The sequence below is a fragment of the Dorea sp. YH-dor226 genome, from assembly GCF_039832105.1.
GTDB lineage: Bacteria > Bacillota > Clostridia > Lachnospirales > Lachnospiraceae > Dorea_A.
Genome location: NZ_JBDOHS010000001.1, coordinates 88,012 through 111,028, shown reverse-complemented (window position 1 = coordinate 111,028; position 23,017 = coordinate 88,012). Strand labels below are relative to the sequence as shown.

The 23,017-nt window shown below is 44.0% G+C and carries 19 protein-coding genes, 1 tRNA gene and 1 pseudogene; 16 read left to right on the top strand and 5 right to left on the bottom strand.

All coding sequences use genetic code 11. The features are described 5' to 3' along the window. The first annotated feature begins 85 nt into the window (after positions 1–85). The 5 genes from ABE547_RS00570 (at position 86) to ABE547_RS00550 (ending at position 6,302) form a co-directional block, all read left to right on the top strand. Positions 86–1,150: a hypothetical protein gene (locus ABE547_RS00570; RefSeq protein ID WP_347376957.1), complete on the top strand. Its 1,065-nt coding sequence runs from the start codon at positions 86–88 to the stop codon at positions 1,148–1,150. A gap of 11 nt (positions 1,151–1,161) precedes the next feature. Further along, positions 1,162–2,226, top strand: a complete 1,065-nt coding sequence (locus ABE547_RS00565) for a hypothetical protein (protein ID WP_347376956.1) — start codon at positions 1,162–1,164, stop codon at positions 2,224–2,226. A gap of 26 nt (positions 2,227–2,252) precedes the next feature. Beyond that, entirely contained in the window at positions 2,253–3,929 is a 1,677-nt protein-coding gene (locus ABE547_RS00560; protein ID WP_347376955.1) for an OPT/YSL family transporter, read from the top strand. A 12-nt stretch (positions 3,930–3,941) separates the two neighbouring features. Continuing rightward, positions 3,942–5,336, top strand: a complete 1,395-nt coding sequence (pepV, locus tag ABE547_RS00555; RefSeq protein WP_347376954.1) for a dipeptidase PepV — start codon at positions 3,942–3,944, stop codon at positions 5,334–5,336. Positions 5,337–5,546: 210 nt separating this feature from the next. Beyond that, entirely contained in the window at positions 5,547–6,302 is a 756-nt protein-coding gene (locus ABE547_RS00550) for an aminoglycoside phosphotransferase family protein (protein WP_347376953.1), read from the top strand. A 62-nt stretch (positions 6,303–6,364) separates the two neighbouring features. Here ABE547_RS00550 and ABE547_RS00545 read toward each other — a convergent pair whose 3' ends face one another. After that, positions 6,365–7,432 carry a cell wall hydrolase gene (locus ABE547_RS00545; RefSeq protein ID WP_347376952.1) on the bottom strand — a complete coding sequence of 356 codons (1,068 nt, stop codon included), beginning with the start codon at positions 7,430–7,432 and terminating at the stop codon, positions 6,365–6,367. Positions 7,433–7,543: 111 nt separating this feature from the next. Here ABE547_RS00545 and ABE547_RS00540 point away from each other — a divergent pair, with 111 nt between their 5' ends. The 6 genes from ABE547_RS00540 to ABE547_RS00515 all read left to right on the top strand — a co-directional run bounded on the left by ABE547_RS00540 (position 7,544) and on the right by ABE547_RS00515 (position 12,166). Continuing rightward, on the top strand, positions 7,544–8,125 hold the full coding sequence (locus ABE547_RS00540; RefSeq protein WP_347376951.1) for a hypothetical protein: 582 nt from the start codon (positions 7,544–7,546) through the stop codon (positions 8,123–8,125). Next, positions 8,115–8,945 carry a Cof-type HAD-IIB family hydrolase gene (locus ABE547_RS00535; protein ID WP_347376950.1) on the top strand — a complete coding sequence of 277 codons (831 nt, stop codon included), beginning with the start codon at positions 8,115–8,117 and terminating at the stop codon, positions 8,943–8,945. Before ABE547_RS00540 ends, ABE547_RS00535 begins: the two co-directional genes overlap by 11 nt. 15 nt (positions 8,946–8,960) lie before the next feature. Beyond that, on the top strand, positions 8,961–9,788 hold the full coding sequence (locus ABE547_RS00530; protein ID WP_347376949.1) for an undecaprenyl-diphosphate phosphatase: 828 nt from the start codon (positions 8,961–8,963) through the stop codon (positions 9,786–9,788). A 142-nt stretch (positions 9,789–9,930) separates the two neighbouring features. Then, on the top strand, positions 9,931–10,713 hold the full coding sequence (locus ABE547_RS00525; protein ID WP_347376948.1) for a transporter substrate-binding domain-containing protein: 783 nt from the start codon (positions 9,931–9,933) through the stop codon (positions 10,711–10,713). A 24-nt stretch (positions 10,714–10,737) separates the two neighbouring features. Further along, positions 10,738–11,430 (top strand): amino acid ABC transporter permease, encoded by a 693-nt coding sequence (locus ABE547_RS00520; RefSeq protein WP_347376947.1) that lies wholly within the window; start codon positions 10,738–10,740, stop codon positions 11,428–11,430. Then, a complete protein-coding gene (locus ABE547_RS00515) occupies positions 11,420–12,166 on the top strand; it encodes an amino acid ABC transporter ATP-binding protein (RefSeq protein ID WP_347376946.1) in 747 nt (248 codons plus the stop codon). The genes ABE547_RS00520 and ABE547_RS00515 overlap by 11 nt, the downstream gene beginning before the upstream one ends. A gap of 67 nt (positions 12,167–12,233) precedes the next feature. Here ABE547_RS00515 and ABE547_RS00510 read toward each other — a convergent pair. Then, a pseudogene (locus ABE547_RS00510) lies at positions 12,234–12,656 on the bottom strand (D-proline reductase (dithiol) proprotein PrdA); the annotation flags it as partial. Between the two features lie 186 nt (positions 12,657–12,842). Between ABE547_RS00510 and murI the strand changes: the two are divergent. Together murI and ABE547_RS00500 are read left to right on the top strand one after the other, a co-directional pair. Continuing rightward, positions 12,843–13,658, top strand: a complete 816-nt coding sequence (murI, locus tag ABE547_RS00505; protein ID WP_347376945.1) for a glutamate racemase — start codon at positions 12,843–12,845, stop codon at positions 13,656–13,658. Between the two features lie 9 nt (positions 13,659–13,667). Then, entirely contained in the window at positions 13,668–14,126 is a 459-nt protein-coding gene (locus ABE547_RS00500; protein ID WP_347376944.1) for a DUF1934 domain-containing protein, read from the top strand. Positions 14,127–14,160: 34 nt separating this feature from the next. On the opposite strand, the gene ABE547_RS00495 is transcribed toward ABE547_RS00500, so the two are convergent. Beyond that, positions 14,161–14,601, bottom strand: a complete 441-nt coding sequence (locus ABE547_RS00495; RefSeq protein WP_347376943.1) for a hypothetical protein — start codon at positions 14,599–14,601, stop codon at positions 14,161–14,163. Between the two features lie 142 nt (positions 14,602–14,743). Between ABE547_RS00495 and cls the strand changes: the two genes are divergently transcribed. Together cls and tig are read left to right on the top strand one after the other, a co-directional pair. Beyond that, a complete protein-coding gene (gene cls / locus ABE547_RS00490) occupies positions 14,744–15,955 on the top strand; it encodes a cardiolipin synthase (RefSeq protein ID WP_347376942.1) in 1,212 nt (403 codons plus the stop codon). 131 nt (positions 15,956–16,086) lie between these two features. After that, a complete protein-coding gene (gene tig / locus ABE547_RS00485; protein ID WP_347376941.1) occupies positions 16,087–17,142 on the top strand; it encodes a trigger factor in 1,056 nt (351 codons plus the stop codon). Here tig and ABE547_RS00480 read toward each other — a convergent pair whose 3' ends face one another. Continuing rightward, positions 17,143–17,727 carry a pseudouridine synthase gene (locus ABE547_RS00480; RefSeq protein WP_347376940.1) on the bottom strand — a complete coding sequence of 195 codons (585 nt, stop codon included), beginning with the start codon at positions 17,725–17,727 and terminating at the stop codon, positions 17,143–17,145. 413 nt (positions 17,728–18,140) lie between these two features. On the opposite strand from ABE547_RS00480, the gene ABE547_RS00475 reads away from it, so the two are divergent. Then, on the top strand, positions 18,141–22,388 hold the full coding sequence (locus tag ABE547_RS00475) for a leucine-rich repeat protein (protein WP_347376939.1): 4,248 nt from the start codon (positions 18,141–18,143) through the stop codon (positions 22,386–22,388). A gap of 161 nt (positions 22,389–22,549) precedes the next feature. Here ABE547_RS00475 and ABE547_RS00470 read toward each other — a convergent pair. Then, positions 22,550–22,633, bottom strand: a tRNA-Leu gene (locus ABE547_RS00470). Positions 22,634–23,017: the final 384 nt, after the last annotated feature.

The window sequence follows — 23,017 nt, the reverse complement described above, 5'->3', positions numbered from 1 at the left end:
AAGGCGAGGTTGCTTTTTGCGGCTTCGTCATTTTCTTTTTTGGGAATGAAATGATCGGTTTGCATGAAAAAAGGAGGAAGGAACTATGGAACTGAGGTTGGGATTTGAACCGCGTAATGAGTATTTGTCTTATGAGACGTGGAAAGGGGCAATGGTATTATTAAGAGATGTCATGCTGGTAAAACCTGGAGAGAATGTGCTTGTTACCGGTGATACATCCAGTGACCGTCGGGTAATGGAAGCGTTTTCGGCTGCGGCATACGCATTGGATGCAATTCCGGTATGTATCACGTATCCGACTGCTCCTGTATCTCTGCTGGATCCGCCGAAACCGATCCAGGCCGCTGCGATGGAGGCAGACGTATGGTTTGAATGTGCATATCAGACGGTGCAGCATACATTGTCCTGGCAGGCTGCGATCAAGAATGGTGTGAGATACATGTGCCTGACCGGTATTGATGTTGATATGCTGACCAGATGTGTCGCAAATGTAGAGTACGATGCTATGATCGAATTTGGTGAGTATCTGAAAGCAACCATTGAAAAGGTAGACAAAATCGAAGTGAAGAGTGAAAACGGAACGAATCTGGTTGCTCGTCAGAGCGGAAGAAAGGTACGTCATTCCGGACAGCGCGGAACGATCAAAGGATATCCGTTTATGTTGGGCGGACAGATCAGCTGGTGTCCTCTGGAGTCTACGATCAATGGAACACTGGTACTGGACGGAGCCCTGTGGCCACCGGCAGATATCTGTATCCTGCAGGATCCGATCAAACTGACTCTTGAAGATGGTGTTGTGACCAATATCGAAGGCGGCAGAGATGCAGCAAGAATGAAAGCATGGATCGAATCCTACAATGACCCGGCATGTTATCGTCTGGCGCACTATTCTCTTGGATTCAATCCGGGAGTTACCGCACCGACCGGAAGAATTGTAGAAGATGAAAGAGTATTCGGCGGTATCGAATTTGGAATCGGAAGCCAGGGTGCAGCGATCATGGGAGAAAAATGGGATGCACCGAGTCACACAGACGGAACGATCCTGAAGCCGACACTTATATTTGATGATGTCGTATTTGAAGAAAATGGTATTTATCTTGACGAGAAGGCAAGAGAACTTTGCCGCAGAATGAAAGTGGCAGGATATTAGGAGGTGCGAACATGGAACTTCGTTTGGGGTTTGAACCGTTAGACGGATATCTGAAATATGAACTATACAAAGGAGCAATGAAGCTGGTTGGCGATGTCATGCTTGCAAAACCTGGTGAGACGGTAATGATCACAGCAGACACCTCGTCAGATATGAGAGTTGCCAATGCAATCGCAGCGGCAGCACACGCGATCGATGCGGTTCCGGTTCTGGTCGAATATCCGACAGCAAAAGAGACTTGTGTCGATCCACCGAAGACGCTGCAGGCAGCAGCCTGTGAAGCGGATGTCTGGATTGAACTTGCCGATAAAAATGTACAGCATTGTCTTTCCTGGCAGAAAGCCTTATCCTGTGGCTGTCGTTATACCTGCCTGACAGGTATGGATGTTGACATGATCGTAAGATGCATCACCAATGTAGACTACGATCTGGTCATCAAGATGGGCGAGACCATGAAAGCAATCATAGAAAAGGCAAATACAGTACAGATTCTCAGCAAAAATGGAACGAATCTGTATGGAGAGATGCAGGGAAGAAAGGTTCGCCATTCCGGAAGAAGAGCGATTGAAAAGGGACAGTCCAATATGATGTGCGGACAGATCAGCTGGAACTGCATGGAGTCTACCATCAATGGAACACTGGTGTTTGACGGTGCACTGTGGCCGCCGGCAGAGATCGGACTGTTAAAATCTCCTGTGAAGCTGACGGTAGAGAACGGTGTTGTTACGAAAGTTGAAGGAGACAGAGATGCAGATATCTTCCGTGACTGGCTGGCAGGATACAACCATCCGGCTTCCTACAGAGTTGCACATTATTCTCTTGGATTTAATCCGGGAGTTATGTCACCGACCGGAAGAATCGTGGAAGACGAAAGAGTATTTGGAGGAATTGAATTCGGAATCGGAAGTCAGGGTGCATCTATCCTGGCGGAGAAGTGGGATGCACCGAGTCATACAGACGGCACCATATTAAAACCAACGATCATTCTGGACGGAGAGATATTTGAAGAAGATGGTGTATATATGCATCCGGAGGTAAGAAAGATATGTAAGGAACTTGGCGTAGCCGGATATTGATCCGGATTTCTAAAGGAGAAGGGTATATGGCAGAAGAAAAAAAGAAATTTAATAGTGATGAAGAACTGATAGAGTATTATTGTTCCCAGGAACATCCAAAAACATTTAACCCTGCAATTATTGTCGTAATCTTACTGACATCTATACTTGGTGCGATCATCGGTATGGAGCTGATCGTAAGATTCGGACTTAGTACAAACTCATCGATCATCGGTGCGCTGATTGCGGTTATCATCGGTATGATCCCGCTGGGATTCACCAAAAAGTTTAAGAATATCCATACACAGAATATCATTGAAACTGCAATTTCCTGTGCGACATTCGGAGCAGGAAATGTGCTGATGGTATGTGTATCTGTAATCTGGGTATTTGATCGTCCGGAGATGTGTACTGGTATTCTGGTCGGAGGTGTCATTGCATTTCTGATTGATATTACTATGATGTACTGGATGTTTGATACACCACTTATGGGGGCTAATGAGGCATGGCCGATCGGTATCGCGACTGCAGAGACGATTCTTGCGGCAGCGGAACTTGGTAAAAAGGCAGTGCTTCTGGTAACCGGTATTGTGGCAGGTATTGCCGGAACATGGGTTGGACTTCCGATGGATATTATCGGTGTCTGTGGTCTGGGTAATATTGTTGCACTGACTGCATTCTGTATCGGTCTGATCTGCAATGGTTACTGGGAAAGCTGGTTTGGATATACGCTTGGTACTTATTACGTACCACAGGGTGTCATGGTTGGAGCAGGTATGATTGCTCTGATCCAGTCCGCAATTCTGATTCGCAAAAAGTACAAAGAAAAGAGTGAAGCGAAGAAGAAAGAGGAAGCAAAAGAAACAACAGAAGAAAAAGAAGTCTATGTATATTCCAGATCTGCAGAAGATATGTCAAAGGCTCTGACAAAGGGTATGGTTCTCTATATCATCGGTGCGATCGTTATGGCAGTGATCGGTGGACTGGTAGCCGAGATGAGTCCGGTGAAGCTGGTAATCTGGGTAGTATATGCAATGATTGCAGCACTGGTTTCTGAGATCCTTGTAGGTATCTCGGCTATGCATTCCGGTTATTTCCCGGCAATGGCAACTGTAATTATCTTCCTTGTACTCGGTATGTTTATTGGATTCCCACCGGAAGCACTTGCATTCCTGGCTGGTTATGCGGCATGTACAGGTCCTGCATTTGCCGACATGGGTTATGACCTGAAGACCGGATGGATCTTAAGAGGAAAAGGAAAGAATCAGAAGTTTGAAGTAGAAGGAAGAAGACAGCAGTACTTCGCAGAGCTTATGGGTGCAGCAGTAGCAATCGTTGCAGTATTTATCTTCTATAAATCTTACTTCATGGCAGGAAGAATTCCGCCGGTGGCAGCAGTATATAAGTCTACGATTGAAGCGGGTGTAGATGCTGTGGTATTGCGTTATATCCTGATCTTTGCCTGCCTTGGCGGTGTAATTCAGCTGGTCAGCGGACTGAAACGACAGATTGGTATTATGTTTGCAGCAGGCCTTCTGATTATGAATCCGAAAGCAGGTGTTGCAGGACTCATCTTCCTGGCTGTTCGCTTTATTATTGAGAAGAAGTTCGGTGAAGAGGGAACAAAGAACCTGAATGTACTGTCTGCCGGATTGATCGCCGGTTCTGCACTCTTCTCATTCTTTACCAATACATTCAAACTGGTGAAGAAACCAACAGAGTAATGGGAGTAAAAGATGGAAACAGTATTAGATTCATTGATAGACAGCTATAAAGAAGAGATGTTGCAATCCGTACAGGAACTGATTCGAATCCCCAGTGTGATTGATGCAGATACAGGAAGAGAGGGAGCGCCGTTTGGAGAAAATATTCAGACTGCATTAAAAACCGTGCTCCGGTTATCTGCAGATATGGGATTTGAAACCAGGGAATATGATGGCTATGCAGGTTCTGTCCGATATGGAACGGAAGGAAAAGAAATCGGAATTCTTTCTCATATTGACGTGGTTCCGCCCGGAAACGGGTGGAGCCGTCACCCATTTGACCCGGTGATTGAAGATGGAAAACTGTATGGAAGAGGAAGCCTGGATGACAAGGGACCGATGGTAGCGGCGCTCTATGCGATGAAAGCTGTAAAAGAAAGTGGACTTCCGGTTTCCAATCATGTGAATCACATCATCGGATGTGATGAAGAAACCGGACACAGATGCATTAAGTATTATCTGACCAAAGAGAAAAGCCCGGATATGGGCTTCTCTCCGGATGGATCATTCTCCGTCATCCATGCGGAGAAGGGAATACTCCGGTTCCGGATTCAGACAGAGTGGAAAGAGGCTGATACAGGGTGCCTGCATGTGAAAAGTCTGAATTGTGGAACTGTAGTAAATGCGGTTCCCAATTGTGCCAATGTACATCTGGGTGGTCCGAAAGATGAACTGGATGCGGTTCAGAAGAGATTTCTCGAAACCGGTGAGATGGAAAACTGTACGATGGAAGATGATTGTCTGAGTCTTAACTTCCGCGGCGTGAGCGCCCATGCCATGCAGCCATGGCTTGGGAAAAATGCAATCTTACCTATGGTAGAGTTCTTAAGAGATGTATCTTTGCCGGAAGAAGAAGCACAATTCTTTGAAGCACTGCATGCGTTATTTGCAGATGGATGGGAAGGCAGAAACATGGGAATTGCCTGCGAAGATCAACTGTCCGGAAAATTAAGTATGAATCTGGGAATTTTAAAACTGGAGGATAGGCAGTGCGATCTGAAGGTAGATGTACGTTGCCCGGTCCATGTAGATCTCAATATGATCTGGAAGACGATTGAATTAAATTGCAGGAAATATGAATTAAAAGCGGAATACTGGCAGAAGAGACCTCCACTCTATATTCCGAAAGAGGCAGAACTTGTACAGATCCTTTTAAATGTGTTCAATGAGATGACAGGAATGCAGGAAGAACCAATTGTGATTGGCGGCGGAACCTATTGCCGGGATGTGGAAAACTTTGCTTCTTTTGGACCGGTATTTCCGGGCGAGCCGGAGCTTGCACATGAAGCGGATGAGTATATTGCAGTGGATCGTCTGGTTGAGACGGCGAAGATCTATGCACAGGCATTGTATATGCTTATGAAATAATGTTCAATTTTGAGATGGAGAACCGATGCTGATGAGGGCATGCACCGGTTCTCTATTATATTACAATATATTGTTAATAAAATAACGATAAAAATACGAGATAAAAATAAGTTAAAAAAATATCAATAATGTATTTTCAAATGTATATAGCAGGTGTATAATGCAGATAACGACAATTGAACGAACGAAATACAGTCAGGAGGGATATCTATGAAAACGGAAAAAGCCAAGGTAATTGTAAAACGTCCTTATAAAGAAGTTTACAAAACAGAAGAAGGTATCGTGAAAGTATTTGAAAAGACGCATCCGAAATCAGCAGTTTTCAATGAAGCGCTGAACACAGTGCGAGTGGAAGAAACAGGACTTGAGATACCGAAGTTAAAAGAAGTGACTCAGATTGACGGAAAGTGGGCGCTGGTGATTGAATATAAGGACGGAAAGACACTGGAAGAAATGATGAAGGTAGACCATGACAATCTGGAAAAGTATATGTCAGATTTCGTGGATCTGCAGTTGAAAGTACACGAAAAGAAGGCTCCGATGCTGATGAAACTGAAGGATAAGCTTGCAAAACAGATTAATCAGCTGAAGGCTCTGGACGCTACACAGAGATATGAACTTCTGACACGCCTGGAAAGTATGCCGAAACATGACAAACTATGTCATGGTGATTTTAATCCGAGTAATGTGATCGTAGGAAAGAATGGTAAGATGACGGTAGTGGACTGGGCACATGCAACACAGGGAAATGCAAGTGCGGATGCAGCGATGACTTATCTGCTTTTTGCATTGAAAGATCAGGAAACAGCAGACTTGTATCTGAAGTTGTTCTGTAAGAAGAGTGATACGGCAAAACAGTATGTGCAGCAGTGGCTTCCGATCGTGGCAGCATCTCAGCTGGAGAAGGAGAATGAACTGGAAAAAGACTTTCTTTTGAAATGGATTGATGTTATGGATTACCAGTAAAAAATAAGGACTGTCGGAATTCATTTCGACAGTCCTGTTTTTTACTGCATATTTTCAGTTGTTTAGAAGAATACATTGCCCGCAATATTGATTCCGGATACCCCGGTAGATGCGGATCGGAACTGATAGCAGTGGATGACTGCTGAATGTCTGGCGCCGTTAAGGGCATCCTGAGCTACCGTGTATGCAGTAGCAGATGCGCCACTGGCAAGTACTCTGTTCAGTGAACCGTTCCATGTAGGTGCAAACTGGCCGGACTGATAGATGACGCCCTGCAGTGTGTTTGGATACAGTGGACTGGCAAGTCGGTTCATGATTACGGTTGCGACTGCCAGCATTCCATCGTAACCGCCGGCTTCACATTGAAGAATGGCTGCTAACAGAGCTACATCCGTGGTGGAAGCGGGAACAGAAGGCTGATTCTGAGAGCCGTTGTTCGTATTATTTCCGTTGGACGGAGTGACAGGTCCCGGAGAGGAGTTATTCTGTGCATTCTTCAGTGCTTCTTCCGCAGCTTTCGCGCGTTCCAGCTGTGCCTGATAATCGGCAAGCTCCGAAGAAGTGGAGGAGATCTTGGAATTCAGTTCCTCCTGCTTTGCGGTGAGGTTTGCTTCAAGCTCCGTAAGTTCTCCCTGCTTTTCTGTCAGTTCATTTTGCTTCTTTTCTACGCTTTTTCGCGCATCCTTTAATTCGTCCAGCATAGACCGGTCATATTCACTGATCGTAGTAACGTATTCTGCTTTGTTCAGAAAATCGCTCATATTTTCCGATGAGAATAATATCTGTATCAGTGAAACGCTGCCGCCTTCATACATAAACTGAATACGATCTTTCATAGATTCATATTGAAGGTCCTCATTTAACTGAGCGGACGCGAGATCAAGCTTGGACTTTTCGATTTCTGCAGATAATTCCTCAACCTGTTCGGATGCGGAATCCAGTTCCTGGCTTAAAGCAGCCAGCTGACTGTTCAGATCATCTAACTCATTCTGCAGATCAGACGTCTTGTCTTTCAGAGTAGTCGTCGATGGTGCCGAATAAACACGAGTGGTAGTGGAAGCAATGGTTACAGCACAGATGGCAAGTGCAAGAGCTGAGCGTAATACATGTTTCTTTTTCCTGCTAATCATATTTTTATCCTTTCATAATTCCATATGTTTAATTATTATACAACAAATTGCTTTATAAAGCAATTTTTGTTAGAATAGAAATTGAAAATATATTTGCGAGGGACAAGATCTATGAAGAAATATGAGGAAGAGCATTATCAATTCGATAAAATTAAAGATAAAATCTATCCATGGGTGAAAGAAGAGCTAAAAGATTCCCAGGCATTGAACGGGAAACGCTTTTCTGAAAAAGATACTCCGGTGATGGCATTTCTGGATGAACTGAAGATTATATTTGTAATAAAGAGAGGGGAAGACGTGTTTGAGATTTTAAAAGATAATATGCTTCCACCCGAGTGTGACATAATAGGACTTTATCATACTGCCTGTGAGAATCTGATACGGGATGTAGAGTATGTGATTGCCAATACCTGGTATGGAGGATTTGGAATCGTGGCCGACGGACATCATGAGGCCAGTTCATTGTGCTTTAAGCATATTTGGACAGTATGTGCGGATAAACTGAAAGATGATCTGATTATCATGGTTCCATGTAAGGATACGGTACTTTTTGCACCGGCAGGTAAGCAGGATGTTGTAGACAAGATGATGGAGCATGGGCAGATGGCGTATGATCAGAGCAGTGATAAGGTGAGCGTGCGGCTTCTTGTATTTTCAAAAGATGGAAAGGAACTGACTACCTATGAAGATTAAGACCCGAATGATAGGAATGGATCTGGACGGAACCCTTCTTACGACTGAAAAAAAGCTTACGCCTTATACACAGGATGTCCTGAAGCGCGCGATAGCACAGGGAATCATCGTGCTTCCGGCAACCGGAAGGCCGGTGAGTGGTGTTCCGGAAGAGATTATGCATTTTCCGGGAATCCGGTATGCGGTGACGGCGAACGGAGGAAGGATCGTGGATGTGCAGGAGAACCGGACGATCTATGAGAATCTGGTTCCGGTAGACAAGGCATATGCAATTCTTTCCGTATTTGAAAAATACGATACGCTTCGGGAAATCTACTATGACGGAATTGGATACTCGGAAGAAACGATGCTGAAGAATATTCACCGATACATAGAGCCGGGCCCTATGGCTGATTATATGGTGGCAACCAGGAGACCGATACCGGATGTACATGCCAAATTCGTAGAGACCAACCGCCCGGTAGATAAGGTGCAGGGAATCTTTGCTTCGCTTGCAGATAAGGATGAGGCGCTTAAGGAGCTTGAGAAGATCAAGGATATAGAGATTACGGGTGCACTGAGCCAGAATGTAGAGATCAATGCCAAAGATGTAGACAAGGGCAACGCACTTTTGAGACTCGGTCAGATCCTGGGGATCCCCGGAGAAGAGATCATGGCTTTCGGAGATGGAACCAATGATCGGAAGATGCTGGAGAAGGTGGGGACCGGAGTGGCAATGGCTAACGGAGTCCCGGAGGTGAAGGCAGCAGCTGATTATATTACCGCATCCAATGATGAAGAAGGGGTAGCAAGATTTATTGAGAAATATGTACTGGATTAAAGAAAGGGGTATACAATGTTAGATATTCTGAAAGTAATTATTCTTGGAATCGTAGAGGGAATTACGGAGTGGCTTCCGGTCAGCAGTACCGGACATCTGATCCTGGTGGGAGACCTGCTTAAGCCGGGAGTCAGCGATGAATTTATGGAGATGTTCAATGTGGTAATTCAGCTTGGCGCGATCATGGCGGTTGTCGTATTGTATTTTCATAAGCTCAATCCATTTTCAAAAAGAAAGACAAAGAAGCAGAGAATGCTGACCTGGCAGATGTGGATCAAAGTACTGATTGCATCCGTTCCGGCAGCGATTGTCGGACTTTTATTCAACGATCTTCTGGATGAACTGTTCTACAAGCCATTTCCGGTGGCTGTGATGCTGATTGTATATGGTATCCTGTTTATCGTGGTTGAGAACAGGAATAAAGGCAGACGCCCGGAGGTGACAAAGATCTCGCAGTTATCGGTTCAGATGCTTCTGTGGATCGGATTTTTCCAGATGCTTGCGCTGATTCCGGGAACCTCCCGTTCCGGTGCAACGATCGTCGGAGCATTGCTGATCGGAGTGGCAAGAGAGACGGCGGCAGAGTTTACATTCTTTTTGGCGATTCCGGTCATGTTTGGAGCAAGCTTCCTGAAGCTTCTGAAGTTCGGTTTTCATTTTACCGGTACCGAATTCGGTCTGCTGATGCTGGGATGCCTGGTATCCTTTGGAATATCTGTTGTGGCGATCAAGTTCCTGATGGGCTATATCAAGCAGCATGATTTTAAAGTATTTGGATATTACAGGATCATATTGGGAGGTATTATCGTGATCGTATCCATCATTCAGATGGTTCTTGCATAATATTGCATATAAGATAAGGGGCTTTTTTGCTGAAATATGTGGAAAAAGCCTCTTGTTTTTTGCGGAAAATATGATAAAATATGTACTAGATTTGCATTTTTATGCAATATAATGAATAAAGGGACAATTGGAGGAAATGATGATGAATATGAAAAAGCTGATTAGCACACTTTTGATCGCAGCATGTGTATTTTCACTTGCAGCATGTGGATCCAAAAAAGAAGAAACAGAATCAAAGGAAGAATCCGGTAAAGAAAGCGACACACTGGTTATGGCAACCAATGCAGAATTCCCGCCATATGAGTATTATGAAGGAGATGAGGTTGTAGGAATTGATGCAGAGATTGCTCAGGCAATTGCAGAAGAACTGGGAATGACATTAAAGATTGAAGACATGGCATTTGATTCTATTATTCCGGCAGTTACCAGTGGAAAAGCAGACTTTGGCGCAGCAGGAATGACAGTGACAGAGGATCGTAAGAAAAATGTAGATTTTACCGATACTTATGCAACGGCAACACAGGTGATCATCGTCAAAGAAGACAGTGATATCGCAGGCCCTGATGATCTGGTAGGCAAGAAGATCGGTGTTCAGTTAGGTACGACCGGTGATATCTACGCGGGAGACATCGAGGATGCAGAAGTAGAGCAGTACAACAAGGGATTTGAAGCAGTTCAGGCACTGACACAGGGCAAGATCGATGCAGTTGTGATTGATGGAGAACCTGCAAAAGAATTTGTAGCACAGGCAGAAGGACTGAAGATTCTGGATGAGGCATTTACAGAAGAAGAATATGCAATTGCAGTGGCAAAGGGCAATGACGATCTCAGAGAGAAGATCAATGACGCACTTGCAAAATTAAAAGAATCCGGAAAGATTGACGAGATTGTTGCAAAGTATATTTCCGCAGATGATGCAGAATAGATTGAAAAGATAAGGATGTAGAGTATGTTTCAGACATTTCAGGAAAAGTTTGTGAATAACTTTATAGCAGAAGAACGCTGGAGATACATCTGGGAAGGTCTGGGGGTTACCTTAAAGGTAACCTTCTTTGCCGTACTTTTGGGTATCGTGCTGGGATTTCTGGTTTCCATCGTGCGTTCGACCTATGATAAGACGGGAAAACTTAAGGTGTTAAATGCCATATGTAAATTGTATCTGACAGTATTCCGGGGAACTCCGGTTGTTGTGCAGCTGCTGATCATCTACTTTGTAATCTTCGGAAGCGTGGATATCAGTAAGATACTGGTAGCGGTGCTTGCATTTGGTATTAATTCAGGTGCATATGTTGCAGAGATCTTCCGCTCGGGAATTATGTCGATTGATAATGGGCAGTTTGAAGCAGGAAGAAGTCTGGGATTTAATTACACACAGACGATGGTTCATATTATTATGCCACAGGCATTCAAAAATGTACTGCCGGCTCTTGGAAATGAGTTTATCTCTCTTCTGAAAGAGACGTCGGTATCCGGTTATATTGCTCTGCAGGATCTTACCAAGGGCGGAGACATCATCAGAAGCCGTACATATGATGCATTTATGCCATTGATCGCGGTAGCGGCTATATATCTGGTTATGGTTTTGATATTCTCAAAACTTGTTAACATTCTGGAAAGGAGGTTAAGAAGCAGTGACCACTAATAACGGAGATGTATTGATTAAAGTAGAAAATCTGCATAAGGTGTTCGGGAAGCTGCATGCGCTTAACGGAGTTTCCGAAGAGATCAGAAAAGGAGAAGTAGTGGTGGTAGTAGGACCTTCCGGTTCCGGTAAGTCTACCTTTCTGCGCTCTCTGAACCTTCTGGAGGTTCCTTCAGAGGGACATGTGTACTTTGAAGGGGTTGATATCACAGACAAGCATGTAGATATCAATAAGCACCGGCAGAAGATGGGAATGGTGTTTCAGCATTTTAATCTGTTTCCGCATAAGACCATCCTACAGAATATTACGCTTGCTCCGATCAAGCTGCTTGGGAAATCCAAAGAAGAAGCGGAAAAGCAGGCGATGGAGCTTCTTGAGATGGTAGGATTGGATGCAAAGGCCAATGCTTACCCATCCCAGCTGTCCGGCGGACAGAAGCAGCGTATTGCAATCGTACGGTCACTTGCCATGAATCCGGATGTAATGCTCTTTGATGAGCCGACTTCCGCGCTGGATCCGGAGATGGTAGGAGAGGTTCTGGAGCTGATGAAAAAGCTTGCAAAAGACGGAATGACCATGGTCGTGGTTACGCATGAGATGGGATTTGCAAGAGAAGTGGCATCCAGAGTGATCTTCATGGATGAAGGGCAGATCAGAGAACAGGCGGAGCCAAAAGAGTTCTTCGAACATCCGAAGGATCCGAGATTACAGGAATTCTTATCGAAAGTATTATAAATGAGAACGGAAAAACGGACTGCCGTCGGCAGTCCGTTTTTCCGGGAAACAATATCAAATGAGATTATATTGGAAGTTCCAGATAGATGTCTTTTCCTTCTTTAATAGAAATTACTACTTTTCCATTTTTAATTGTTGTAACAGCGCCGGCCACATTGACTTCTACACCGGCAACCTTTTCATTTTCATCGGCTGCCTCAGCTTCTTCCTCCGGCTCTTCTTCGGAAATATCAGCAGCATCTTTAAAGCCTTCTACATTATCTGCAGTCAGTGGACATAAGGAATCACTTGTTTTTGTTAATTTTGCTCCCAGAACCTGCCCGATTTTTAAGCAGCCATCCAGATTAAGAAGTCCGGAATCTACCAGTTCATCAAAAATAGCCGGATCTTCCAGGTTTGCAGGCTCGATTGTAATACCACCTTCTGCTCTGCAACATAATACTGCAGGATCATTCGCATGTGCTTTCGCTGTTTCAGCTGTGATTGACATATTTATTACCTCCTGAATTGACATGATCTTTATTTTCAGTATAGTGATTGGAACCGGAATAATCCAATTGTTTTTTGGGATAAGTAAAAATACTGATAGAAAAAATCTATACACTTGAAAACTGTGGGACAAGGAGATACAATAGGTAATACGAGTGGATGTAATTAATAAAGGAGATACATAGATATGGAAAAGAATAATACAGCACCAATCGGAGTGTTTGATTCCGGTGTGGGTGGACTTACGGTTGCAAGAGAGATCATGCGTCAGCTGCCGGAGGAGAATGTGGTGTATTTCGGAGATACTGCAAGAGTTCCTTACGGAAGCAAATCAAAAAATAATATTATCCGTTTCTCAAGACAGATCATCCATTTCTTAAGGACCAAGAAGGTTAAGGCAATTGTGATTGCGTGTAATACAGCCAGCGCACTGGCACTGGACACCGTACAGAAGGAGTTTGATATCCCGATCATTGGTGTGATCATACCGGGAGCGAGAGCTGCTGTATCGGAGACGAGAAATGGGAAGATTGGCGTTCTGGGAACGGAAGCAACGATAAAGAGCGAGACATACACAAAAGTAATCCGCAGCCTGAAAGCGGATGCAGAGGTGGTAGGGAAGCCGTGTCCGCTTTTTGTTCCGCTGGTGGAAGAAGGATTTGCAAAGCACAGAATCACAGAGGAAGTGATCGATATCTATCTGGCGGATATGAAGAAAACGGATATTGATACCATGATTCTCGGATGTACCCACTATCCGCTTCTTCGATCCAGAATTATGGAGTATTTCGGGGAGAAAGTACATATTGTGAATCCTGCATATGAGACAGCGATGGATCTGAAAGCAATATTGAAAGAAAGAAATATTGCCAATCATTCCGGCGAGCCCGGAACTTATGACTTCTATGTCAGCGATGCGGCAGAGAAATTTACCAGATTTGCAGATTCCATTCTTCCTTATGATGTGACAAAGACAAAGCAGATTAATATAGAAGAATATTAAGGAGAGATTATGACGAAAGATGTACTGCTCAGTATATCCGGACTGCATTATGAGGTGTCCGGAAATGCAGATGATTATGAAGATAACGAAGAAAATGAGCCGATCGAGATGATTACACCGGCTGCGTATTATCTCAAAAACGGCAAGCATTATGTTCTTTATGATGAGCTTGTGGAAGGGGTACCGGGAGTCATTAAGAACAAAGTACGTATTACCGGGGAAGAAAAGCTGGAGATAATCAAAAGCGGACTGACGAATACGCATATGATATTTGAAAAGGATAAGATTCATATGACCGAGTATGAGACGCCATATGGAGAACTGATGATGGGAGTTCATACAAAAGAGATGCGTGTAGACGTTCAGGAATCACTGATTGAAGTGCGTGTCAATTATGCGCTGGATATTAACAGTGAACCGGTGGCAGATTGTAATATATCGCTGAATATAAAAGCATTGGAACATTAAGCTCCAATGCTTTTACTTATCTTATGCTTTTGGATTATTTGCCTGTTAACCTTGCAAAAAAACCTTTTTTCTTCTGTGGTGTCTCCAACGGACCTCTTACACCTTTTACTGCCGTAATGTAGATGCCGCTTACGGTAGCCTTTACTTCCTTCTTTACAGGAATCAGCGGATACACCTGAGCGTCACACATCAGTGTCATGATCTTCGGTCCGATCTTTGCTTTGACAACAGGAACTTTGGAACGGCGCAGATACTTTGGTGTGTTGTCGATTACGATCTGCGGAAATCCTGCGTCTTTGAGTTTCATCTTCTTCTTGTCAATGATGAGCATGGACATTGTCTGTGCAACTGCGTCCAGCTGCTGCTGCTGTTCAGCCTGTTTCTTTTCTGCTCTCTTCCCTAAAAAATATAATACGATGCACGCAACGATTAATACTACAAGAATAACAAGCATTACGATTGTAAATGTCTTCACAATGTACCTCCTAAAAATCTGTTTTCATGACGTATATTGTAACATTCTTTAAGGGCAAGTGCAAGAGCTCCAAAGATTTTCGATTAGTTTTCTGAAAAGAAAGGAATAATAGAGGCAAAAGGGAACAGACAGGTGGAATGATATGGGGAACTGGGAGTCAGAGTTTGGAGTGTATCAAGGATTAATACGCTGCAATCGCAGAATGGGAGATGCCGTACTGACAGATGATAATGAGGTGCAGATCTATACTGATGGCAGAGAACTGTTTCATGCACTGATTGCAGAGATGAAGAAGGCAAGATCTTCCATCTATCTGCAGTATTATATCATCCGGGAGGATCCGGTGTGGAAAAGGATGGAAAAAGTGCTGAGAAAAAAGGCCGGACAGGGAGTGGAAGTCAGGATACTGTATGATGGACTGGGGTGTCGGAATGTCTGTGCAGGCAGATGGAACATGCTTCGCAAAAAGGGAATATATGTAGCAAAGACAGATGGCAATATATGCGGCGGAACACGAAGAAGTCTCGGAATGATGCTTTCCGGAAGATGGGCCAACTGCAGGAATCACCGCAAGATAGCAGTGATTGACGGAAAGATTGGATTCCTTGGCGGATATAATATCGGAAAGGAGTATCTGGGCTATGATCGGAGATTCGGATACTGGAGGGATACGCATATCCGGATAGAGGGAAGCGCGGTTATCACCCTGCTGCTGCGTTTTTTTCGTGACTGGTATTATGCGACGGGTCAGGAGCTGATCCTGAAAAATACGAATGCTCAATCCATACAGAATCATGGCCCCGGAGATAAGGCAGTCCAGATCATATCCGGAGGACCGGATTCACTCCGCCCCCTGATTCGTGATAATTATCTGTATCTGATCCGGCATGCAAGGAAGGAAATTCTGATCCAGACTCCTTATTTTGTGCCGGACAGGAAGATTCGGGAAGCTTTACTTCAGGCTCTTGAAAGTGGTATATCCGTCTGTATTATGTATCCGTGCAAACCGGATCATCCGATCGTATATCGTGCAACAAGCTCTTATATAGAAGAGATGGTGAAGTACGGAGCGGTCTGTTACAGATACGAGAAGGGGTTCCTGCATGCAAAGTGTATGTGTGTGGACAAAAAAGTGACATGTATTGGAAGTGCGAATATGGATATGCGGAGCTTTCATCTGAATTGCGAAGTGAATGCCCTGATCTTTGATTCGGAAACAGCCGAAGCATGTGAAAGAATCTTTCGGGCAGACAGCAGGCAGTGTACAAGGATGTCAGAGATCATGTATCGTAGTCGTTCTGTCAGGGCTCATTTGCTGGAATATGTATGTCGTCTGTTTTCTCCCTTGTTATAGAGTTCGGAGAATAAAAGAGTGAAATATGTGTGAAAAAGCTTTGAATGTGAAACGGAATGTGCTATAACATAATGGTAGTCTGATGAAGGTACAGCCTGCAATTAATAAATTAAGATATAATGAGGTGTGATATGAAAAAGAAAGTTGTAGCTATATTAACAGGAGCTCTTGCAGCTTCCATGCTTCTGTCCGGGTGTGCTGCAAGCAAGGGTCTGGAAACAGATGAACTGAAGATCAGCATGTACAAGGGTGTAGAAGTAGAAGAGGTGGAAAAACCGGAAGAGGTTACGGATGAAGATGTAGAGAATACGATCAATGCCACTCTGCAGTCTAATGCGACTATGAAGGAGATCACAGACCGTGCGGTAGAAAGCGGAGATACGGCTACGATTGATTTTGTAGGAAAGATGGATGGCGAGGAATTTGACGGCGGATCTTCCACAGATTATCCGCTGGAAATTGGCTCCGGTCAGTTTATTGACGGATTTGAAGACAGCGTGATCGGACATGAGATTGGAGAGACTTATGACTGGAATGGAAAGTTCCCGGATGATTATGGCAATACAGATCTGGCTGGAAAAGATGTTGTATTTACGATTACTGTAAAATCTATTGCTCAGACGGAAGTTCCGGAACTGACGGATGATTTTGTAAAACAGGTGTCTGAAGAGTCTGCCAATGTAAAGGAATATAAGGAAGAAGTCAAGAAGCAGCTGGAAGAAGACAACGAGCAGAATTACGAAGATTCTCTTACACAGGAAGCATGGGATAAGGTTCTGGAGAATACGGAAGTGAAAAAATACCCGGAGGATGAAGTGAAAGAGTTCTCGGATTCACTGATCGAACAGTATAAGACAGCAGCTGAATATTATGGACAGGAGTATGAAGACTTTATCGAAACTCAGATGGGAACAACGGTCGAGGACTTTGAACAGCAGGTCGAAGACGTTGCAAAGGAAAATATTAAGCAGAAGATGGCAACAGAAGCCATTGCTGACAAAGAGAAGATCAAGATGGATGATGAAACCTATGAAAAAGAACTGAAAGAGCTGGCTGATCTGTACGGATATACGGATGTTGATTCTCTGAAGGAAGCAGCTTCAGAAGAAGATTTGAAGGATATTGTTCTCAATAACCTGGTTAAAGAGTGGGTAAGAGAACACTGTGTTCAGGTAGCATCCAAATAATCAGTCAGGAAAGAATTCTTTCCACTCGCCCGGTTTTAACTGAGGATCCAGACAGATGCTGCCGATGGAGATGCGTTTCAGTTCAATCACACAGCAATGAACGGACTTCATCATACGGCGGATCTGGCGTTTCTTCCCCTCGGTGATTGTGATGGTTCCGAAGGTGACCGGATGATCCGGCAAATTGGAGGAGATGGATGCCTGTACTTCCGGGTGAAGAGAAGGAAGAATATCAGAAAGAATATTATGTCCGGTAATTGTGATCCGGGCAGGAGAAGTAAGACTGGCGGCGCCCTTTAAGAGGACGCCGTTTTCTAATGCGCGGATTCTCTCTTTGGTCAGGTCTCCGAGGACCGTAAATTCATAGGTCTTTTCTTTGTGATAAGCCGGGTGGGTAAGCTTCTGATTCCACATGCCGTCATCGGTGATCAGAAGAAGACCGGTGGTCTCGCGGTCCAGGCGGCCTACCGGATTCAGATTGTCATTGTGAAGTTCGGAAAAATAGTCCATGACCGTCGGATAGTGGTCATCGCGGCGGGCGGTGACACAGCCAAAAGGTTTGTGGAACATATAGTAGTGATACATGGAATAAAGCACCTCCAGTTCTGGATTCCCGGTATCCAAGAGTTACCTTTTGACAGTGTACCATATTTTTATAGAATTTCGTAAAAAATCAGTAAATCTTCAAAAAAACTCAATGGAAGCATTTCTGGTATGACCATCAAAAGGAATGTACCCTTGAGCAGATTGGTGAACTTTCCAAACAGTTAGTCAGTGAAGGCGTTACTGAATATATAAAAAGTATGAGATAAAGATAGTCACGGCTGTTGCCCCTTACGGAGTAGCAGTCGTGTTATTTTTTTTATGAAATTGAGGAAAGTATAATATAGTATCGGAATTTTCTTCCATATATGATAGAATATAGTTACTGGAATAAAAACTGTTTTGTGCGTTTCAGTGACAGGAAAATTGGTATACAAAGGAGAGGGATTGTATTGATGAGAAAAAAATGGATTGCATTGTTAGGTGTGGGGATACTGACTGTCAATTCAGTGATTCCCAATACGATGCTGTTAGCTTATGCCGCTGATGCGGAATCCGAACAGATGGCAGTCGTTAGCGCAGGAGAGCAGATCGTAGAAGAACAGATTACTGAGGAGCAGACGGCCGAAGAAGACAGTATCGAAAGAACCGAAGAGGTTGAGGAAGAGATTGTTTTGGAAGCCGAAGAAGAAAGTATTGTTATCGAAAGTGGAAACTGTGGAGCTACTACGGAGGATAATGTGGTATGGACGGTGCTGGACAGTAACGCTGACGAGACGGGGGATACTCTGGTGATCAGCGGAAATGGTGCCATGAAAGATTATTATGGAAATGCGCCATGGAATAACTACAAAGAGAGTCTGGAAAAACTGGAGATCCAGCAAGGAATCACCTGCATCAGTAACAGGGCCTTTTATCAGTTTACAGGACTTGCCGGAGAATTAATCATACCGGACAGTGTCACAGAAATCGGTTCTTCTGCTTTCAGGGGATGTAGTGGATTTACCGGTGACCTGGCATTGCCGGAGGGGTTAAAGAGTATTGGTAGTTGGGCTTTTTATCAGTGTGAAGGATTTACCGGAAAATTGATCATACCGGAAGAAATAACGAAAATTGAAGAATATACATTTTGTGATTGTAAGAACTTTACAGGCCTTCAACTGTCAGAAAATATATCATCCATCGGGAAGTCTGCTTTTTTGGGATGTAGTGGATTTACCGGTGACCTGGCATTGCCGGAGGGGTTAAAGAGTATTGGTAGTTGGGCTTTTTATCAGTGTGAAGGCTTTACCGGAAAATTGATCATACCGAAAGAGATAACGAAAATTGAAGAATATACATTCTGTGATTGTAAGAACTTTACAGGCCTTCAACTGTCAGAAAATATATCATCCATCGGGGAGTCTGCTTTTTTGGGATGTAGTGGATTTACAGGAAGTCTGGTATTGCCGGAAGGATTGAAGAATATTGGGAAAAGCGCGTTTAGTTATTGCGAAGGCTTTACTGGGAAACTGATTATACCAGAAGGCATAATGAAAATTGAGGAAAGTACCTTTTATGGATGTAAACAATTTACCGAGCTTCAATTGTCGGAAAACTTAACATCCATAGAGCGTGATGCTTTTGGGGCCTGCAATGGTTTTACAGGAAGTCTGGTTATACCTGCGAAAGTGGAAACGATTGGAGCACAAGCGTTTTTTGGCTGCAACAAGTTTACAGAATTAAGACTTTCAGAGAATTTGAGGACGATAGGAAATGAAGCGTTTAGTTTATGCAGTGGTTTTACCGGGAACCTGGTATTGCCGGCAAAGCTTGAAACGATAGGAAATTCAGCGTTTAATAATTGTAATTTTACCGGAACTTTAGGATTGCCGGATAGTTTGACCTCTATCGGAAGCGGAGCATTCATGTCTTGTAAGTATTTTAGCGGTGATCTGGTATTGCCGGAGCATCTGACTAGAATTGAAGATAGCGTGTTTTCGGGATGTAGTGGATTTAATGGAAAGCTGGTACTGCCAGAGGGCCTGTCGAGTATCGGCACTGCAGCTTTCAGCAACTGTTCAAAACTTTCCGGCCAGTTGGTAATTCCTGAAGGTATTACAAGAATTGAAGAAAATACTTTTAGAGGGTGTAGCGGATTTGATGGGGAATTGGTTCTTCCGTTAAGTGTTACATTTATTGGAAATGGAGCTTTCAATGGATGTAGTAATTTGTCAGGAAGTGTGTTCCTGTCAAAAAATGTGAAGTACATTGGTCTAAATGCATTTTATAATTGTAAAGGATTGACTTCTGCAGTTGTGATTAATAAGGAATGTACGATTGCGGATAGTCAAAATACGCTTCCTTTTGAGCGGATCTATGGTTTTGAGAATACGACAGCGCAGGAATATGCAGAAAAATATAACAGGGAATTTGAAGTGTACATCTGTGATCATGTCTGGGATGAAGGAGAGGTAATCACAGAAGCAACGTGTACAGAAGCAGGAGAGGAGCTGTATATATGTACTGTTTGTGAAGGTACAAAGACGGAAGTGATTCCGGAAAAGGGCCATACATGGGATGAAGATTATACAGTAGATAAAGAGGCAACCTGCACAGAAATCGGAAGTGAAAGTATTCATTGCAGTGTCTGCGATGAAGTAAAAGAGGATAGTACACGAGAGATACCGGCAAAGGGCCATACCTGGAATACAGACTATACAGTGGACAAAGAAGCAACGTGTACAGAAGCAGGAAGTGAAAGTATTCATTGCAGTGTCTGTGATGCAGTAAAAGAGGATAGTGCACGCGAGGTTCCTGCTAAGGGCCACAGCTGGGATGAAGGAAAAGTGACAACGGAAGCAACGTGTACGGAAACCGGGGAAACTACATATACTTGTACAGTGTGCGGAACAACCAGGACGGAAGAGATCCCGGCCAAGGGTCATACCTGGAATACAGACTATACAGTGGATAAAGAAGCAACATGTACAGAAGCAGGAAGTGAAAGTATTCATTGCAGTATCTGCGATGCAGTAAAAGAGGAGAGTGCACGAGAGATCCCGGCGAAGGGTCACAGCTGGGATGAAGGAAAAGTGACAACGGAAGCAACATGTACGGCAACCGGCGAAAAGACCTATACCTGTACAGTGTGTGGAACGATCAGGACGGAAGTCATCTCGGCCAAGGGTCACACCTGGAATACAGACTATACAGTGGACAAAGAAGCAACATGTTCAGAAGCAGGAAGTGAAAGTATTCATTGCAGTATCTGCGATGCAGTAAAAGAGGATAGTGCACGAGAGATACCGGCGAAGGGACACAGCTGGGATGGAGGAAAGGTGACAACGGAAGCAACGTGTACGGCAATCGGCGAAACGACCTATACTTGTACAGTGTGCGGAACAACCAGGACGGAAGAGATCCCGGCAAAGGGCCATACCTGGAATACAGACTATACAGTGGACAAAGAAGCAACATGTACAGAAGCAGGAAGTGAAAGTATTCATTGCAGTATCTGCGATGCAGTAAAAGAGGATAGTGCACGAGAGATACCGGCGAAGGGTCACAGCTGGGATGAAGGAAAGGTGACAACGGAAGCAACGTGTACGGAAACCGGAGAAACGACCTATACTTGTACAGTGTGCGGAACGACCAGGACGGAAGAGATCCCGGCCAAGGGTCACACCTGGAATACAGACTATACAGTAGAGAAAGAAGCAACATGTACAGAAGCAGGAAGTGAAAGTATTCATTGCAGCACCTGTGATGCAGTAAAAGAAGATAGTGCACGAGTAATCCCTGCAGCGGGACATACATATGGAGAATGGCAGACGGTAAAAGAAGCGACGACTTCAGAAGAAGGATGTAAGAAGCGTGTATGCAGCAAGTGTGGAGACGAAGAGATCCAGAGCATTCCGAAACTGCCTCTGGGTGAATGGAAGTCCAATTCCAAAGGCTGGTGGTTCCTTTGTACGGATGGAACCTATCCGGTGAGCTGCTGGAAGAAGATTGACGAACAATGGTATTATTTCGATGCATCCGGTTATCGTGTGACCGGATGGAATAAGATTAAGAATACGTGGTACTATTTTGATCCGGCGACAGGAATGATGTATGAGAATCAGTGGCTGAAGCTGGATGGCAAGTATTATTATCTGAAGAGTGGCGGAGCTATGGCGACCGGCTGGCTGGATCTCTCCGGTAAATGGTATTACCTGAACAGCAGCGGTGTCAGAGCAAGCGGCTGGCTGCAGTCCGCAGGTAAGTGGTACTATATGGATTCAGAGACCGGAGCGATGCTGGAGAATGAATGGTATCAGGATACCTACTATCTGAAGGGCGACGGCGTGATGACGACAGGTTGGCTGCAACTGGACGAGAACTGGTATTATTTCAAGAGTTCAGGAGCAAAGGCGACCGGCTGGCTGCAGTCCGGAAGCACCTGGTATTATTTTGCACCGGCAACTGGCATCATGTATGCGAATGAATGGCTGGATGATACTTATTACTTCATGAGTACCGGAGCGATGGCGACCGGTTGGTTGTCCATTGGCGGAAAATATTATTATTTCACTTCAGGAGGAAAGAAAGTCACGAACCAGTGGGTTGGCAATTATTATCTGAAGTCCGACGGAGTAATGGCTACAGATGAATGGGTCGACAACGACAGATATTATGTAGACGCAAACGGAAAATGGGTTCCGGGGAAAACAAAACAGTAGATGATACATAAAAAGCCCCGGCAGATTGAGTGATCAGTCTGCCAGGGCTTTGAAAATGAATGATTGACACTGCTTTATTTGTTGCCGTAAGGAAGATAACAGGATACGGTGCGAACTTTAGACAAAATGAAAAAGCCCTTGAATTTCAAGGGCTTTTGTGATGCGGAGAAAGGGACTTGAACCCTCACAGGACTAACTCCCACTAGAACCTGAATCTAGCGCGTCTGCCATTCCGCCATCTCCGCTGACAAAAGATATTCTATCACAGGATACACGAGAATGCAAATACTTTTTTGAAAAAATTTAAAAAAATCTCGCAAAAAAAAGTCGGAAGCGAAAAAAGAAGATCTCAGGAAGGCAGTGTGTTCGTTTTAGAAATCGTTTTGCATCGAGGATTTGACAAATTCAGATAAATATATGCTGAAAAGTTATATTGGAGAGAGGAGTTTGCATCGAGAATTAAAAAAATCAGATCACATATATGCCAGAAGAAGGTATTTTGAGTAGAAATATGCATCTAAAAAATGTAAGAAACTGGTAACTAGATGACAAAAACAGAGAATATGGATGATTTTGGAAGGAAAAATACATATATAATTAAGAAATATGTTGTAACTCGATGCATGTCA

What these genes read in the sequence shown, in the direction of transcription:
- ABE547_RS00570 (WP_347376957.1), top strand. Translation starts at nt 86, where the DNA reads ATGGAACTGAGGTTGGGATTTGAACCGCGTAATGAGTATTTGTCTTAT.
- ABE547_RS00565 (WP_347376956.1), top strand. Translation starts at nt 1,162, where the DNA reads ATGGAACTTCGTTTGGGGTTTGAACCGTTAGACGGATATCTGAAATAT.
- ABE547_RS00560 (WP_347376955.1), top strand. Translation starts at nt 2,253, where the DNA reads ATGGCAGAAGAAAAAAAGAAATTTAATAGTGATGAAGAACTGATAGAG.
- pepV (WP_347376954.1), top strand. Translation starts at nt 3,942, where the DNA reads ATGGAAACAGTATTAGATTCATTGATAGACAGCTATAAAGAAGAGATG.
- ABE547_RS00550 (WP_347376953.1), top strand. Translation starts at nt 5,547, where the DNA reads ATGAAAACGGAAAAAGCCAAGGTAATTGTAAAACGTCCTTATAAAGAA.
- ABE547_RS00545 (WP_347376952.1), bottom strand. Translation starts at nt 7,432, where the DNA reads ATGATTAGCAGGAAAAAGAAACATGTATTACGCTCAGCTCTTGCACTT.
- ABE547_RS00540 (WP_347376951.1), top strand. Translation starts at nt 7,544, where the DNA reads ATGAAGAAATATGAGGAAGAGCATTATCAATTCGATAAAATTAAAGAT.
- ABE547_RS00535 (WP_347376950.1), top strand. Translation starts at nt 8,115, where the DNA reads ATGAAGATTAAGACCCGAATGATAGGAATGGATCTGGACGGAACCCTT.
- ABE547_RS00530 (WP_347376949.1), top strand. Translation starts at nt 8,961, where the DNA reads ATGTTAGATATTCTGAAAGTAATTATTCTTGGAATCGTAGAGGGAATT.
- ABE547_RS00525 (WP_347376948.1), top strand. Translation starts at nt 9,931, where the DNA reads ATGAATATGAAAAAGCTGATTAGCACACTTTTGATCGCAGCATGTGTA.
- ABE547_RS00520 (WP_347376947.1), top strand. Translation starts at nt 10,738, where the DNA reads ATGTTTCAGACATTTCAGGAAAAGTTTGTGAATAACTTTATAGCAGAA.
- murI (WP_347376945.1), top strand. Translation starts at nt 12,843, where the DNA reads ATGGAAAAGAATAATACAGCACCAATCGGAGTGTTTGATTCCGGTGTG.
- ABE547_RS00500 (WP_347376944.1), top strand. Translation starts at nt 13,668, where the DNA reads ATGACGAAAGATGTACTGCTCAGTATATCCGGACTGCATTATGAGGTG.
- cls (WP_347376942.1), top strand. Translation starts at nt 14,744, where the DNA reads ATGGGGAACTGGGAGTCAGAGTTTGGAGTGTATCAAGGATTAATACGC.
- tig (WP_347376941.1), top strand. Translation starts at nt 16,087, where the DNA reads ATGAAAAAGAAAGTTGTAGCTATATTAACAGGAGCTCTTGCAGCTTCC.
- ABE547_RS00480 (WP_347376940.1), bottom strand. Translation starts at nt 17,727, where the DNA reads ATGTATCACTACTATATGTTCCACAAACCTTTTGGCTGTGTCACCGCC.
- ABE547_RS00475 (WP_347376939.1), top strand. Translation starts at nt 18,141, where the DNA reads ATGAGAAAAAAATGGATTGCATTGTTAGGTGTGGGGATACTGACTGTC.